Annotated in this window: 9 protein-coding genes and 1 tRNA gene; 2 read left to right on the top strand and 8 right to left on the bottom strand. The window is 52.7% G+C overall.

Annotation, left to right across the window (positions count from 1 at the left end):
• Positions 1–16: 16 nt before the first annotated feature.
• The 3 genes from HHL17_RS25505 to HHL17_RS25495 all read right to left on the bottom strand — a co-directional run bounded on the left by HHL17_RS25505 (position 17) and on the right by HHL17_RS25495 (position 4,067).
• Positions 17–1,177: a BamA/TamA family outer membrane protein gene (locus tag HHL17_RS25505; RefSeq protein ID WP_169227670.1), complete on the bottom strand. Its 1,161-nt coding sequence runs from the start codon at positions 1,175–1,177 to the stop codon at positions 17–19.
• Between the two features lie 462 nt (positions 1,178–1,639).
• Positions 1,640–3,868, bottom strand: a complete 2,229-nt coding sequence (locus HHL17_RS25500; protein ID WP_169227669.1) for a hypothetical protein — start codon at positions 3,866–3,868, stop codon at positions 1,640–1,642.
• 80 nt (positions 3,869–3,948) lie between these two features.
• A tRNA-OTHER gene (locus HHL17_RS25495) sits at positions 3,949–4,067 on the bottom strand.
• 228 nt (positions 4,068–4,295) lie between these two features.
• Here HHL17_RS25495 and HHL17_RS25490 point away from each other — a divergent pair.
• Positions 4,296–4,913 carry an HPP family protein gene (locus tag HHL17_RS25490; RefSeq protein ID WP_169227668.1) on the top strand — a complete coding sequence of 206 codons (618 nt, stop codon included), beginning with the start codon at positions 4,296–4,298 and terminating at the stop codon, positions 4,911–4,913.
• On the opposite strand, the gene HHL17_RS25485 is transcribed toward HHL17_RS25490, so the two are convergent.
• The 5 genes from HHL17_RS25485 to HHL17_RS25465 form a co-directional block, all read right to left on the bottom strand.
• Positions 4,910–6,355, bottom strand: coding sequence for a c-type cytochrome domain-containing protein (locus tag HHL17_RS25485; RefSeq protein ID WP_169227667.1), 1,446 nt, complete (start codon positions 6,353–6,355; stop codon positions 4,910–4,912). The two genes, HHL17_RS25490 and HHL17_RS25485, sit on opposite strands and share 4 nt — an antisense overlap.
• Positions 6,355–7,269: a twin-arginine translocation signal domain-containing protein gene (locus HHL17_RS25480; RefSeq protein WP_169227666.1), complete on the bottom strand. Its 915-nt coding sequence runs from the start codon at positions 7,267–7,269 to the stop codon at positions 6,355–6,357. The genes HHL17_RS25485 and HHL17_RS25480 overlap by 1 nt, the downstream gene beginning before the upstream one ends.
• Positions 7,270–7,285: 16 nt before the next feature.
• On the bottom strand, positions 7,286–8,785 hold the full coding sequence (locus HHL17_RS25475; protein ID WP_169227665.1) for a DUF1501 domain-containing protein: 1,500 nt from the start codon (positions 8,783–8,785) through the stop codon (positions 7,286–7,288).
• A 90-nt stretch (positions 8,786–8,875) separates the two neighbouring features.
• Positions 8,876–11,596, bottom strand: coding sequence for a DUF1553 domain-containing protein (locus tag HHL17_RS25470; RefSeq protein WP_169227664.1), 2,721 nt, complete (start codon positions 11,594–11,596; stop codon positions 8,876–8,878).
• 83 nt (positions 11,597–11,679) lie between these two features.
• On the bottom strand, positions 11,680–12,567 hold the full coding sequence (locus HHL17_RS25465) for an AraC family transcriptional regulator (RefSeq protein WP_169227663.1): 888 nt from the start codon (positions 12,565–12,567) through the stop codon (positions 11,680–11,682).
• 194 nt (positions 12,568–12,761) lie between these two features.
• Between HHL17_RS25465 and HHL17_RS25460 the strand changes: the two genes are divergently transcribed.
• A complete protein-coding gene (locus HHL17_RS25460; protein ID WP_169227662.1) occupies positions 12,762–15,917 on the top strand; it encodes a glycoside hydrolase family 2 TIM barrel-domain containing protein in 3,156 nt (1,051 codons plus the stop codon).
• The last annotated feature ends 11 nt before the right edge of the window (positions 15,918–15,928 follow it).

Raw genomic sequence — 15,928 nt, 5'->3', positions numbered from 1 at the left:
GACGTGGCAGGTAGGGTCAGAAAACTTCGTTGATGCCGAAGTAGAAGCCCGACTGGTCTTGTCCGCGGCCGTAGTCCAGCCGGATGTTCACACGGTTTTTGAATTCCCAGCGATAGCCGATGCCATAGCTGAGGAGTGTTTGCCGGAAGGAGAGGGCATCGAAGCGGGGGAATACGTTGCCGCCGCCAACCCATACCACGGCGCCGCTGCGGCGGTATATGCGTTGCCGTAGTTCCACCTGTCCGGAGACATAGTTACGGTCACGGTACCGGCCTTCATAGTAGCCGCGTAACCTGTTGGAGCCGCCGGCCTGTGCCAGCAGGTTCCAGGGCACGTCGCCGCTGTGTTCTTCTGCATAAAAGTCCATGGCGAGGATACTGCCTTTCCAGAGGCGTTTGTACCAATCAAATTGCAATTCCAGTTTGGAGAAATTGGTGTTATTACCGAGGAAGGTAGGGTAGAAGCGGTAGCCTATCCGCGCATATATGCCGCGGGCGGGATTGGGAATAAAGTCGCGGGTATCATATACCACGAAAGGGCCGGCGCCCATACCGAAAACCTGCTTAGGCTGCATCAGTGGTTTGCCGCTGATGGTATCTATATCTTTAGCCCGTGAATTCTGCACATGGGTGCTGATGCCGGCATAAAAGCGGTTGCTGATGTTAACCGCGAGGTCGGCCTGTAACTTTTCTGTCAGCAACAGATAGTCGGTATAGTCATTTTTGGCGGAACCGGCATCGTAGCCAATTCCCCAGTATTTATCCGGGCGTGAGCTGAAAGAGGCTTTCAACATGAGACGGAAGCGGTCTTTCGGAAAGATGGTAGTGCTGTTAATGCCAATACCATAAAAACCGGTGAGCGCTACAGAACCGTATACGGCCACATTGGAAACGGGCAGCAGGCTGTCAGCCGGGTCTGTCCGGTACTGTGCGGCCAGCATCACCGCGATGCCTGCGCTGGTCTCTGGTGTGTAAACCGGGCCACCGATGAAACTGAGATCCAGATTTTTGTGTTTACGCTCGTCGTTGGTATGTGCCAGATAATGGAGAACGCGCTGATACAGCCCCCTGGGGGCCGTAGTGTCTGTGCTGTTGCCGGAAGATGGGGCCTGTCGGGCAGTAACCGTTACACTACAACAGAGCAATATGGGGAGTAGTAGGTTTTTAATCAAATGCATGACCGCCCGAAAATAACGATAATTCCGGAAATAGGAGCCGTGTTCCAATTGCGTCCCGATCGTATTCCAATCGACGTTTCGTCCCGCACGTTCCATCCTCATCACGTCCCAGGGCTGAAGCCCTGGGCTACGTTGTTGTTCAGGTTTGCAAGGATTAAAGGGTTTACAATGGAAGAAATGGATACGATGAATACAAAAGGCAATAGAAATAATAGGAAGCAATGGTGACAATAGTTGGAATATCCGGAATATCTATGACACCACAATCGTTAACGAGGTAACATGGCCTAACAACGTTATCCGGAGGTTTTAGTCCTATGAAAACCTGGCACAGCATAAAACTTCACCTACCTAACGGCCCTTAACTGTAAAAGAACCTGAACACAACGTAGCCCAGGGCTTCAGCCCTGGGTACATGATGGGGTTTAAACGTGAATCGGGGCGCGGATCGCGCCCCGAAGGTTAATCAACAAACAATTGTGTCACGGCGGCGGTATCCATGGCCCATTGGGCGGTGTATACCTCATCGGCATCGGTGGTATCGGCCAGTTGCAGTTGTTGTGCAGTGGCTTTTATCTCCAGCAGTTGCCCTATGGTCATTTTCTGGTCCAGCTTTTTCAGCAGGCCGGTAACGTTGTTACCGTTCAGTTGCTGCACTACCTGTCCTTCATAAGGCATTTCCAGCCAGATGATGTTACGGGCGGCCACGTCGAGCACACCGAAAACCAGTCCTTTGGCCAGGCCACGGGTGATACGTACCTGGTGTTGTACACAGGACGGATCATAGGCTACGCCTGTTTTTTCAGATATTTTCATCTTATGACGGCTATCCATCCAACCAACCACCATTTCAGGTACCAGGCCTCCGACGGAGTAGGCGTTACAGGTGAATGTTACATAACGGGCGCCTGCGGCAGCCAGTTGTTCTACGTCCAGCTCTATATATTCCGCGGTCCCTATTTGGTTAGGGATAGAACGGATATCACCGCTATGCTTACATCCGGTGGTTTGCAGCCGGCTATAGGAACAGAAATCGGATACGCCGTCATAGCTGATCTGACAGCTCAGGTCCATATCCAGGTGCTGGGCAGGTAATCCTTTACCCCACTGCATGAACAGGCGGATGTTGTTCCCCTGCAGCGGGAAACGTGTTCCCATCAGGGCGGCGGGCAGGTCCTGTATTTGCTCGCTACGGTCACCGATGGCCAGCGGTATTTTATACAGCGCCGGATCGATAAACATAGTACGGCCGGCAGCTGCAATGGCGGCAAAACGTTTACGGGTGGCTTCCAGGCACAGATTAGCCACGGCCTGCTGCATCTGTTCCAGCTCTTCTACGGTGTAGATGTTCAGCATTTTGTTGGCCGGCAGCTGTTTGGCAGTACCTCCCAACGGTTTCACCACACGGGTAGCATAGTGATCGAAATAATAACCAGCATACATCTGAAGGGTGAACAGGAGCCGGGCAGGCACTTTATCGGCTACTTTTGAAAATGCATCAATGGTAGCTTCCGGTCCGAACCACAGCATATTGGCAAACAGGGAACGGGCAAATAATCCCGGGCGCTGTTGCAACAGGTAAAAAGTGCTGGAGGCATCGTGACGCAGCCGGAACTGGTCCAGCCGTCCCTGCCACACTTCGTAGTCACCACGGTAAAATTTGTCCATGATGGTATGCAGGTGCTCAAAACCGGCACGCTTGCTATATTCCGGCAGGCGCAGGGCACGGATGAAGCGTACCCACATCTGTCTTTTAGGATGCATATCGGCGCAAATTTTTGCGGCGTCCATTGACAGGCCGTTGATCCAGCGTGCGACGATCTGTGCATCTTCACGGCGGTATTTCAGTTTCAGCGAGGCGGCGATAGCTGCTTTGCTGGTTTCGTTCTTTTTGGTGGCACGGCGTTCAACCCCGTTACGCTTTGTTCGCGCTATAATAGTTTTGGGCGCTACCAGCTGCTGGAAACCGGTATGTTTAAACCACAGGTAACGGAGTATATCCGTAGGCGTGCTAAATAATGCCTGTGCTTTTTCTGCACGGCCCTGTTTCAACAGGATATCAATAACGGTGATCACTGTTTCACGCATCGCGATCTTTCCTGCCGGTAAAGGCAGTTCCGCCAGCAAACGGCGAAGACTGCTCTGCTGCGTGGCGTCCAGCGCCGTACGGGATGCCAACAGGTTTTCCAGATACTGTTCCGCATCTGCCAGTGTCCACAGTTCAAGTACCCGCAGTTTTTTATTTTGTCCGTAGTGCTCTATGGCAGCGGTTTCCAGCGGTGTACCGCAGAAGGGGCAACCATTATAACGTTCCAGCGGAAAGGTATGAGGCGGTATCAGGTGACCACAGGCCAACCTTGTTCCACCGGTAAGTCCCAGTAAGTTGGTGAAATAGGTGATGATATGATCAGCATGAGATTCTCCCGTAGGCACACTCCAGTTTTTTACCAGCGGCGCCCAGTTTAGTTTTGTACCCATCACGTCCCGGAGTTGCTCCAGTATCTGTGTCTGCCAGGCAGCATCGGTTTGTTCCAGTGCGCGCAACAGTGGCTCAGACACGCCAAATCCCAGTTTGGCCATATTGGCTACCAGTAAGGCGGTATCAGGATTCATTCCTGTGGCGCCGTTCAGGACGGTTGCCGGAATATAAATGGCCTGTTGACGTAATGCTACCTTTAAGATGTTGTTCATCGTTTTTAAATTTATAATCAGATAATTTTGCCGCTGGTTTTTTGTAGAAAAACGTAGTAAACGACAATTGACCTTGATAGAAAAGCAGGCTGGATTCGAACCAACAACCCCGGTTCCCTGAGAGAAGTAAGCCCCGGTTGACCCTTTTGGTAATTTCGGAACTTCTATACCGGTGTCTTGCCAATTAGACGACTGCTTTAGCTGAAGCGATAATGGTGAAAGTAAATCCCAAATGATGAAGTAACTCTTACTTGACCGCTTCGATGATACAAAGATGCAAGACCATGTGCGCAGTCTTCTTGCGCAGATAAAATTTTTCTGAAAAAAGGGAAAAAAGAGGGGCTTTTCTTTCTATAGATGATTTGACGGGGGATGATATATCTTTGCGGTGGAAATCACTCCCAATGGAAAGCTGACGGTAGTAAAAATGTTATCTATACAAGAAAAGAAGGCCGCACATCGCGAACATCATCAAAAAGCAAAATTCATCAGGATCCGCCGTGGTATACGGGTAGCCCGGTATGTTATGTACCGGGAAACGCTGATCGATAAAAAGAATATTTACTGGTCATTCATCGGTGCTTTTGCAGGCATCGCCAGCGTTGGTTTATTAAGTCATTTTTATCTCCCGGTGAAGGACAACCTGTTTCTGATAGGTTCTTTCGGCGCCTCGGCGGTATTGATTTATGGTCATACACAGAGCCCGCTGGCACAGCCGCGTAACCTGGTAGGAGGACATCTGCTGAGTGCTGTGGTGGGCGTAACGGTCCGTTACCTGGTACCATGGCCGGAATGGGAATGGCTGGCCTGCGCATTGGCGGTGGCAGCAGCGCTGGTGGTGATGCAGGTGACAAAAACAGTACATCCGCCGGGAGGGGCCACCGCATTGCTGGCGATCGCCGGTTCACCGGCCATCCGGAAGCTGGGCTTCTGGTACGTATTGTCACCGGTAGCCTCCGGAGTGGCCATACTGTTGCTGATAGCGGTGATCGTCAACAATATGACCGACATCCGGCAATACCCCGATAAGGGCAAGTGGTTTTAAACAGTTTTCTTTTTATAGATGATGGTATCTGATGCCAGTTGCTCCAGCTGGTAACCGCCGGTATCGATACGCAGTTTGGGCAGTTGTTGCTGCAGCTGCCGCAGCGTGTTGGCGTCAGGGTTAGCCTGGTACAGGTACAGCTGTTGTAGTTTTTTATTCTTCCCCAGGGCATGCAGGAAAGCGGGCGAACAACCGGTGCCGCTCAGGTTCAGGTACCGCAGCTCCTGGCAGCCTGCCAGCGATGCTGCCGCGGAACCTTTGACAGCCGTCTGTTTCAGCTCCAGCCGCGTAAGGGCGGTCAGCTGACTGATAGCAGGCAACGCTGCATCGGTGATACGGGTGCCGGACAGGTCCAGCCATACCAGCTGCGACCGCAGCGGGTGCAACAGCGTCATGTCTGCATCGCTGAAGCCGGACGCGTTTATACAAGTAACCGCAATAAAAGGACTGTTGGCCGCGACTGGCATCACTTTCACTCCTTTGGCCTCCAGGGCCTCCACACTCTTTCTATCCGGCGCTGACGGCGTTCCGTCCGGTACAAATTCATTATGGTCCAGCGTTTTGCCCGGTGTCATCGCTTCCAGCACCAGCTGTATACGCGGATTGGGTTTCAGCTCTTTGACGGTTTTGCCGGTGGGCGCGCCCTGCGCTATCCACCAGTAAAGCAGCTCTACCTCGCGGGGCGACAGCTGCGGCTTGCCTTTAGGCGGCATCCGGTGCTCATCGTTATCAGACAGCACCAGTCTTTTAAACAACTCACTTTCTTCCGGCATACTGTCTTTTAATACCGGGCCGTGTTCTCCTCCCTGACGGATCAATGCCAGCGTTTCCAGGCGAAGCCCTCCTTTTAGTTTCTGCGCATTGTGACAGCCGTAGCAGCGGGTGGAAAGCACCGGTGCCACCAGGTCTTCGTATATCCGTGCGTCAGCTACATTCGTATAGGCAGGTGCGTTATCAGCAGTTTTTTGTTGACCGCTGAATGCCTGCAAGGCGGGCGGCATGGCTTGCACGAGGTAGTCGTCGCCATGGGTGAGCGACCCGCCATAGTGGCCTGCGGCAGATACCAGTACCAGCAGCAGGGCAAACAGTGGCAGCTGTAACCGTGTTAGCCGTTTACCGGCAGGGATGACGTTCAGCAGGTATAACAGGCTGCTGCTAACGGCGACGCCTATACCCAGCCACAGGTGGGTGTTAAGCAGTTGCTCGTCATAACCGCCGTCGAGTGATAGGAGGTAACCTGCCACACAGCTGGCGACGGCAGAGAGGGCTGCTGCCAGCAACAACAGTGGCAGCGCGGCCCGCAGGCCGGCCCGTTTGCTGCTGCGCGACAGCAGCGCCAGCACAAAGGCGATGATCAGGATACCTATCGGCAGGTGTACGATCAGCGGATGTATCCTGCCGATGAAAAGATTCCAGTTTCCGGTTGCGGCTAATATCTTCATTACTTCCCGTAGCGCTGTTTGAGTTGATGCATCATGTATACGTTAATGTCCCACTGGTTGCCGAGCGGCTGCCGCGTGTAAGGCAGGGTGGGCATGTAGTCTGCCGGACCGAACTCGGTCAGCATCGTGAGCGGTTTCCCCGCTTCCTGGTGGCGGCGCACCACCTGGTCCCACCAGCTGAAATGCGCTTTCACGGCGTTGGCCCATTCGGGCGCCCGGGGATCATTGACCTGTGGCCCTTCCGGGTGACCGATACGTGCGTGGACATGGCCCACGCGTTCCAATGCTTTGCCCACGGTTTCGGCCTGGTCTTCCAACAAAGACTCATGTACGTTGCACCAGTGCGAGATATCGAGGGTCAGGCGCAGGTCGGGCTTCTTTTCGATAAACTGGCGCGCCACATGCGCGGCAAACAACATACGGGAACGATGGGTTTCGTGGTAAATGGGAACGCCGTTGCGCTGTGTGATGCGGGTGCTGATATCGATAAGCGCGGCATTCTGATCGAAGGTAAAATAGTCTTTGCCTGATTGTGTGTTGATGTATAACGGCCGTGGACCTGTGGTGGTAGCGGCGGAGAGGTTGTTTTCAAACTGGGTGGCATGTTTCGTATAGTCGCTATCGTGACCACCGGCGAGATAACCTACCTGTAGCTTGTATTGATCGAGTGCGGCGAACAGCGCCTGTTGCGCTGCTTTGTCCTGCGGCCACCAGAGCTCGATACCGTCGTAACCGGCCTGTTTGGCATCGCGGCAGAAATCGCCGATGCTGCCGGGATAACCCCAGTTGGTGGCCATGACGGTCAACCGGTAGCCGTTAGCCGGCCGGGCTGCAAAGGAGGGGAGGGAGGAGAGGGCCAGTGCGCCGCTCATAACGGCAGACTGCCGGAGGAAATTTCTTCTGCTGGTATACATTGGTTGATTTTAAATATTAACCCAGAATTGGTGTGATCACATGTCCGCCTACGTCGGTTAGCCGGAATGGACGGCCCTGGAACTGATAGGTCAGCTTCTCATGGTCAAATCCCAGCTGTTGCAGGATGGTAGCGTGTATATCGTTGATGGCCACTTTACCTTTAACGGCGGCGTAACCTATTTCATCTGTTTCTCCCCAGGTGAATCCTTTTTTGATACCAGCGCCGGCCATCCACATGGTAAAGGCTTCTACGTGATGGTCGCGGCCCAGGTAAGGCGTGTCTTTGCCGTCACGGTTTTCCTGCATGGGCGTACGGCCAAATTCACCGCCCCATACCACCAGCGTTTCGTCGAGCAGGCCGCGTTGTTTGAGGTCTTTCAACAGCGCGGTAATAGGACGGTCTATTTCCCGGCATTTATTACGGAAACCATAATCAATAGCCAGGTTCTCGTCTGTGCCGTGGCTGTCCCAGCCCCAGTCGTACAGCTGCACGAAGCGCACGCCTTTCTCCACCAGTTTACGGGCCAACAGGCAGTTGTTGGCGAAAGATTCCTTGCCGGGCTGTGTGCCGTACATCTCATGAATATATGCCGGTTCTTTATTGATGTCCATCACGTCGGGAACGGAAATCTGCATTTTGTAGGCCAGCTCGTACTGCGCGATGCGGGCTACTGTTTCGGGGTCGCCGAAACTTTCGTATTCCTGCCGGTTGATATCGTTAATAGCTTCAATGGATTGTTTACGGAGATTACGGTCCATCCCCTCAGGGTCTGTCAGGAACAGCACCGGATCGCCTTTGGTGCGGCATTGCACACCCTGGTATACGGATGGCAGGAAACCGCTGCCCCACACGCTTTTACCGGCATCGGGTGTTTTGCCGCCGGAGGTAAGCACTACAAAGCCGGGGAGGTTGCTGTTTTCCGTGCCAAGGCCATAGGTGACCCATGAGCCGATACTGGGTCTGCCGAGCCTTGCGCTGCCTGTCTGCATGAGCAGCTGCGCCGGGCCATGGTTGAACTGGTCTGTCTGCACGGCTTTGAGGAAACTCACATCATCAGCCATGGTAGCGAAGTGTGGCAGATGATCGGATATCCATGCCCGTGATTCGCCATGTTGTGCGAATACTGCCTGGGGCCCCAGCATTTTGGGAACGCCGCGGATGAAAGCGAATTTTTTGCCTTCCAGCAAGGACTGCGGACAGAGCTGGTTATGCAGCTTTTGCAGGTCCGGTTTATAGTCAAACAGTTCCAGCTGCGAAGGCGCGCCGGCCATATGCAGGTATATCACACTTTTAGCCCTGCCGGGAAAATGCGGTGCGCGGGGCGCCATCGGGTCGGCACTGAAATCGAGCTGTTTGGCGGAGCTGCTGCCGCAGCTGGCCAGGAAAGAACCCATCGCGGCGGCACCGAGGCCGGTCACGCAGTCCAGCAGGAAATGCCGGCGGGTGATGTAGCGCAATGTTTCTTCATTGGCTTCCCGGAGCAACCTCATTTCGATATTTTTATATTTTGACATTTGATTATTTAAGATGAGTGAATGAGCATTGTTATTCTATCTTCAGTTATCAGCAATAGCTAAATGATCAAATTTCCCAATAACCAAATATTACGATTTGATCAGAAATTCATCGAGGTTCATAATGGCATTGGCGACCACGGTCAGCGCCGCCAGTTCTGCCAGTTGTGGCGGTGCGTCTTTACATTGCAGCAACGCTTTCGCGTCAGTAGGTGATTTTTTATACTGCTGCAATGCCTGATGGTACAACCGTTGCAACACCGCCAGTTTATTATCGGTCAATTGCCGGCATATTGCTGTCTGGTAACCCCAACGGATACACGCAGCAGCGTCGTTGTTGCCGTTGCGTTGCATATTTTGTGCGAGTGCGCGGGCGGTTTCTACGTACACCGGGTCATTGAGCGTAACCAGTGCCTGTAAGGGTGTATTGGTACGGATACGCCGTTGCAGGCATACTTCACGGCTGGAACCGTCGAACGTGATCATGGATGGGTATGGACTGGTACGTTTCTGGAACACGTATATGGCGCGGCGGTACTGATTGCCATCCTGTGCCTGTTTCCAGTATTCTCCACTCCACACGGTTTGCCAGATGCCTTCCGGCTGATACGGCATGATAGCGGGACCGTGCATATTACGGTTCAGCAGTCCGCTTACGGCCAGCGCCTGGTCCCTCACTTCTTCGGCGGTGAGCCTGAAATGCGGGCCTCTGGCCAGCAGGCGGTTGGCAGGATCTTTCTCCTGTAATGTGGGATTCGTGGTGGCATCCTGCTGATAGGCGGATGATAATACGATCTCGCGCAACAGTTTTTTAGTGCTCCACCGGTACTGATGGATATACTGATAGGAGAGCCAGTCCAGCAGCGCCGGATGGGAAGGCAGGAATCCCTGTGTGCCAAAGTCTTCCACGGTTTCTACGATACCGGTGCCGAATATCTGTTCCCAGAGGCGGTTGACCATCACCCTCGCCGTCAGCGGATTGCCCGGATCAGTGATCCACTCGGCCAGTCCGAGGCGGTTGCGCGGAGCTTTTGCCGGGAAAGGGTTCAGGGAGTGTGGCACATCCGGGGTGACGGCCTTGCCCAATACGAGCCAGTTGCCACGTTCAAAAACATGGGTGGTGCGTTGCATCACCGGTGTATTTTCTATCATCACCGGAATGTCCTGTGGTTGCGTGTTTACCAATGCCAGCAGATGGGAGTTGACACTGTCGTAGCCCGATTGGCCTTTGCCTGGCAGGTCATCGCGGAAGGCGAACCATTCTACCATACATACGGGGTCGTTAGGCTTCAGGGAAGCGTTACGGAACTTCAGGTACAGGTCATGTTTGCCGGTAGTAGGTTTCAGCGGGATGGAAATCACCCGGCGATCGTTGGTGGGCGCCAGTGTTTGCGTGAAATATACCGGACCGTTGAGGCTGTCCAGCCGGCATTCAAGGGTGCCGCCTTTGTTGCCGGTCCAGTAGTTCATCAGCAGCTGCGTTTTGCCGCCGGTAGCCTGTGCGGGCAGGCGGCAGCTACCATTATGGCGTACGCCAAGGTATTTGGTATCGTACAAAGCACCGTTGATGTAATTATCGCAGTCGTGTGCATGCACTTTAGGCTCCAGCACTTTCATGAACTGTTGTACATCGGCCACCTGTGCGGTGTTGCCATGTTGCTGTACCCATTCACTGATGCGGTTCACTTCTGCGAGGCCAATACTGTCGTACAGGCGCAGCTTAGGGTGTTCCATGTGGGTATCTTCATCACGGGTATTGTTCATGAAGGCGAGCAACTTGTAATAATCTTCAAACCGGAATGGATCGTAGGGGTGGCTGTGGCATTGCACGCAGCCGATGGTAACGCCCTGCCATACGTCCATGGTAGTGCTCAGGCGGTCCATCACGGCGGCGGTACGGAATTCTTCGTCCTGTGTGCCGCCTTCGTCGTTGGTCATGGTATTGCGGTTAAAGGCAGTCGCGATCAGCTGGCTATTCGTAGGATGTGGCAGCAGGTCGCCTGCCAGTTGCGCAATGGTGAAACTGTCGTACGGCATGTCCTGGTTGAAGGCATCGATGACCCAATCGCGATAGCGCCAGATATTCCTGCTGGCATCTCTTTCATATCCTTTGGTATCGGAATAACGGGCGAGGTCGAGCCACATGGAGGCCCAGCGTTCGCCGTAGTGCGGCGATTGCAGCAGGGAGTCAACTATGCGTTGATAGGCTACCGGACTATGATCGGCCTTGAAGGCGGCTGCCATGGCCGGTGTAGGCGGTAACCCGGTGAGGTCAAGACTAACACGGCGCAGCAGTGTCATCGGGTCTGCCGGTTTGGAGGGCTTCAGTCCTTCGTGTTTAAGTTTTTCGAGAATAAACCGGTCGATATCGTTACCGTTGTCGATGGCGATGTCCGGTACAGGAACAGGTTTCAACGGAACATAAGCCCAGTGTTCGCCCCATTCGGCGCCTTCCTTTACCCAGCGGGTGAGTACATCTATCTCGGCAGCGGTGAGCGGCTCGCCTTTCTGCGGCATCCGTTCTTTAGGGTCTTTACAGGTCAGGCGGCGGATAAACTCGCTTTTCTCCGGATGACCGGGGATGATGGCGGGTTTCCCTGATTTGGTATTACCGAGGGCTTCTTCCCGGAAAAGAACGCTGAAGCCACCGCTTTGCTTGACGCCGCCGTGGCAACTGATACAGTGTTTATTGAGTATAGGCTTGACTTCCGCGCTGAAGTCAGTGCGCTTGCGTGAATGGCAGGCGGTCACCACCATACCGGCAACAACGGACAGCAACAGGGCCGCCCGGAACGTGGATGTAGAGCGCATGTTTTTTTTCATTGAACTACTGTAAAAGTAATCGCCCGCCATTATTAAGCGGATAGAGGATCTGCGGAATTTGATGGATTATTTTATGGTTCCTGCTTTTTCTCGCGGTATTGAGCGGGGGAGAGGCCCATCACTTTGGTGAACAGCCGGGAGAAATAATAGGGATCTTCCATGCCCAGCAAAGACGCTATTTCTTTTACCCGTAGATGGGTGAAATGCAGGTATTGGCAGGCTTTCTGCACTTTCAGGTGGTTAAAATATTCAATCGGTGAATACCCGGTGTTGCTTTTAAACAAAGCGGAGAAATGGGAGGTGGACAGGTTGATGGACCGCGCCATCTGCCCGAGGGTCAGCATGCGGTCCAGGTGCTGGTTCATATAGTCTATGGCGTGATCGATGGTGTCCTGCCCGGCCTTTGTTTTCCCTGGGAGATAGGCACCGGGATAGATGCAGGAGGCGAGGAAAGCCCAGAAGCTCATGCTGGCGTACACCAGGTTTTCTGTACGATAGCCTCTTTCCAGCTGCTGGTAAATATTGTCAAACAACGCCAGTCGCTCATGGGCATGTGACAGATAAGTCTGGTGACTGCTGAGTTGTTGCAGCGCAGTATTGACAATGGCATCAGCGGTATGGCCTGCAAAGTGTGCCCAGTAGATGGTCCATGGGTCCGACTCATGCGCCTGGTAAGCATGGGGCCAGTCCCGTGGGATGATGAAACAATCGCCCGCCTTGATGAGATGGTCTTTTTTATTGAGCCGGATAGTACCGCGGCCTTCGATACAGTAGATCAGGATATGTTCCGGCGCGCCGTTCGGGCGTTTCCGATAGTGGAACTTCGCTTTGGGATAATAGCCGATGTCCGTGATATACATCGTCTGCATTACCGGATCGGCAACACATTTCTCCTGCAGGATATTGCGTGGGATGACGATAGCGCGCTGACCTTTGAAGCCTTCTCCTTTTCTGATCATGGAACCGGAATTTCTTTCCGATAAAAGTAAGAAAATCCATCAGTGAAAGAAAGGTTATTCAGCATCAACCACTGTAAAATCTCCGTTCTCCTCTCCGCCATCAGGAGAATCAGTAATAATCATGGCCATCATAGTTGTTTTTTAAATATAATTACACGTACTTTATACGCTTATTATCATCGTAGCACAGAACAATGAAAAAAAGACTACTTACCCTGGCGCTTACCGCTGCCGCCACGGCAGGGTGGGCGCAACAGCTTCCATCGGAATTACAGACACCGGAAGTGGTGTCCGTGAACCGCCTGCCCATGCGGGCTTCCGCCTTTGCCTTCGAAAACAAAACGTTGGCCGGCCAGCGTGACAAAGCCAAATCAGGCAATTTCCTGTCGCTCAACGGTACCTGGAAATTCAACTGGGTACAGGACCCGCGTAAACGTCCGGTCGATTTTTACAAACCGGACTTCAACGACAGCGGATGGGACAACTTTAAAGTGCCCGCCAACTGGGAAGTAAACGGTTATGGCCTGCCTATTTATGTCAACCATCCGTATGAATTTACCGGCCGAGCTAAAATGGGCGCAGCTTTAAAACCACCATACGATATCCCGGAAGATAATAACCCGGTAGGATCTTACCGGAAAAAATTTGACCTGCCGAAAGACTGGGACGGGAAACAGGTATTTATTCATCTCGGGGCTGTCAAATCAGCCTTTTTTATCTGGATCAATGGGGAGAAAGTGGGCTACAGCGAAGACAGCAAACTGGCCGCCGAATTCGACATTACCCGCTTTGTGAAACCCGGACAGAACGTAGTCGCCCTGCAGGTGTATCGCTGGAGCGATGGTTCCTACCTGGAATGCCAGGATATGTGGCGTATCTCCGGCATCGAGCGCGAGGTGTTCCTGTATGCCACACCCAAACTGGACATGCGCGATTTCAAAATCACCGCGTCACTGGATAAATCTTATACCAACGGTGTCCTGGACATCAACCTGGAAGTCAGCAACTACAGGATAGATAAAAAAACAAATCATAGTAAACCAGACACCTTCGCAGTGGCCATGGAACTGGTGGACGCCGCCGGTAAAACGGTGCTCAAAGAAGAAAATAGTGGACTGAAGCCGGTGCTAGGCAACTATAAAACTAATGTGCAGTTTCATCAGGAAGTAGCGAACGTACAAAGCTGGTCGGCCGAAAAGCCTTATCTCTACACGCTTTACCTGACACTGAAAAACAAATCCGGTGAAGTGCTGGAAGTGGTGCCGCAACGCATCGGTTTCCGCAGCATCGAACTGAAAGACCGCAATTTCCTGGTCAACGGAAAAAGAGTGTTCCTGAAAGGTGTAAACCGCCACGAACACAATGCTACACAGGGGCATACACTTACCCGCGAAGATATGCGCAAAGACATGGAGATGATGAAACAGCTCAATGTGAATGCGGTACGTCATTCGCATTATCCTCCGGACCCTTACTGGATGGAGCTTTGTGATGAATACGGGCTGTATGTGATCGATGAAGCCAATATCGAATCCCATGGCCGTTACTACGATCTCGCCTATACGCTGGCCAACGATAAACAGTGGCGAATGCCGCACCTCGAAAGAATATTGCGTATGTACGAGCGCGATAAAAATCACCCCAGTGTAGTGACCTGGTCACTGGGTAATGAAGCGGGCAACGGTACCAACTTCTATGAAGCCTACGACTGGCTGAAAGCACACGATACCCGTCCCGTACAGTATGAGCGCGCTGAAATGGATTATAACACAGACATCATTGTGCCGCAATACCCCGATCCGGACTGGCTCGTGAAATACTCCAACCACAATCCCGACCGCCCGATGATCATGAGCGAATACGCGCATATCATGGGCAACAGCCTCGGTAACTTCCAGGAATACTGGACAGCCATCGAAAACCATCCTTTTCTGCAAGGTGGCTTTATCTGGGAATGGATTGATCAGGGTATCGATACTGTGAAAAATGGTAAACGTATACTCGCCTACGGTGGTGACTTCCCCCTGAGCGGCCCGGTGAATGAGACTTTCAGCGATAACAATTTCTGTGTGAAAGGTGTGGTGACTGCCCATCGCGGTCTTACTCCTATGGCAATTGAAGTGAAGAAAGTATACCAGCATATCAGAAGCAGCTACAACGGCAACAACACCGTGACTGTCCGCAACGGCTATTTCTTCCGCGATCTGGCCAACTACCAACTCAACTGGGAATTGCTGGAAGATGGTAAGGTCACCGAAAAAGGAACCGTGAAGGATTTGTCGGTAGCTCCGCAACAAACGGCTTCCATCAATATACCGGTGAAAAGTACTGTGCGTGCAGGAAAAGAATATTTCCTCAATGTACGTTATGTCCTGAAGCAGCAGGAGCCTTTCCTGCCTGCCGGTTTTGAAATTGCCTCCGAACAATTTGCATGGGGTAAAGGCGCAGCGGTAGCACCGGCCACAATCAAACCAGGACAGCTGACACTGCAACAGGATGCCGGTCATGCGGTGATCAAAGGCAACGGCTTCTCCGTTCGCTTCAACCTGCAACAAGGCTCCCTCGAAAAGTATGAACTGAAAGGGGAAGAACTGCTGAAAGGCAGCCTGCAGCCTGCTTTCTGGCGTGCTCCTACCGACAACGACATCGGAGCCGGCTTTAACCACTCCCTGCGCAAATGGCGCAATGCCTACGCTGACGGAAAATTGCTGGAAGCTACGGTCAACAAAACCGCCAACGGTTACGAAGTGGTGCTGAAAAAAGAGATAGTAGATGGAGATGCCGTAGTAACACAAACCATCGCGGTACATGGCGACGGTAGCCTGAAAGTGACCAACGGCTTCGCTGCCGTAAAAGGCAAACACGAGCTGCTCATGCGCCTGGGTAACGATCTGCAATTGCAACAGCAGTTTAACCAGATCGATTTCTATGGCCGCGGTCCATGGGAAAACTACTGGGACAGGAAAACGGCTTCTTTCGTAGGCATCTATCATCAGTCGGTAGACCAGCAGTATTTCCCGTATGCAAGGCCACAGGAAAGCGGCAACAAATCAGATGTACGCTGGGTGACCATGACCAACAAAAAAGGCAAAGGCCTCCGCTTTGAATACGCTGACAGCCTGCTCAATTTCTCAGCGCTGCCTTACAGCCTCAATGACCTCGATCCGGAGGCAGACAAAAAACAGTACCACTCCGGAGAACTGGTGACAAGACCGGAAATTTATATGCACATCGACCTGCAGCAGTCCGGTGTACAAGGCATCGACAGCTGGGGCGCATGGCCACTGGAACAATACCGGATACCTTTCCGTAACCAGGAATACAGTTTCTGGATAAAACCAATTATCTGATCATTACCATA

The sequence above is a fragment of the Chitinophaga fulva genome (assembly GCF_012927205.1).
Taxonomy (GTDB): domain Bacteria; phylum Bacteroidota; class Bacteroidia; order Chitinophagales; family Chitinophagaceae; genus Chitinophaga; species Chitinophaga fulva.
This window is presented reverse-complemented; position numbering and strand designations above follow the sequence as displayed.

What these genes read in the sequence shown, in the direction of transcription:
- HHL17_RS25505 (WP_169227670.1), bottom strand. Translation starts at nt 1,177, where the DNA reads ATGCATTTGATTAAAAACCTACTACTCCCCATATTGCTCTGTTGTAGT.
- HHL17_RS25500 (WP_169227669.1), bottom strand. Translation starts at nt 3,868, where the DNA reads ATGAACAACATCTTAAAGGTAGCATTACGTCAACAGGCCATTTATATT.
- HHL17_RS25490 (WP_169227668.1), top strand. Translation starts at nt 4,296, where the DNA reads ATGTTATCTATACAAGAAAAGAAGGCCGCACATCGCGAACATCATCAA.
- HHL17_RS25485 (WP_169227667.1), bottom strand. Translation starts at nt 6,355, where the DNA reads ATGAAGATATTAGCCGCAACCGGAAACTGGAATCTTTTCATCGGCAGG.
- HHL17_RS25480 (WP_169227666.1), bottom strand. Translation starts at nt 7,269, where the DNA reads ATGTATACCAGCAGAAGAAATTTCCTCCGGCAGTCTGCCGTTATGAGC.
- HHL17_RS25475 (WP_169227665.1), bottom strand. Translation starts at nt 8,785, where the DNA reads ATGTCAAAATATAAAAATATCGAAATGAGGTTGCTCCGGGAAGCCAAT.
- HHL17_RS25470 (WP_169227664.1), bottom strand. Translation starts at nt 11,596, where the DNA reads ATGCGCTCTACATCCACGTTCCGGGCGGCCCTGTTGCTGTCCGTTGTT.
- HHL17_RS25465 (WP_169227663.1), bottom strand. Translation starts at nt 12,567, where the DNA reads ATGATCAGAAAAGGAGAAGGCTTCAAAGGTCAGCGCGCTATCGTCATC.
- HHL17_RS25460 (WP_169227662.1), top strand. Translation starts at nt 12,762, where the DNA reads ATGAAAAAAAGACTACTTACCCTGGCGCTTACCGCTGCCGCCACGGCA.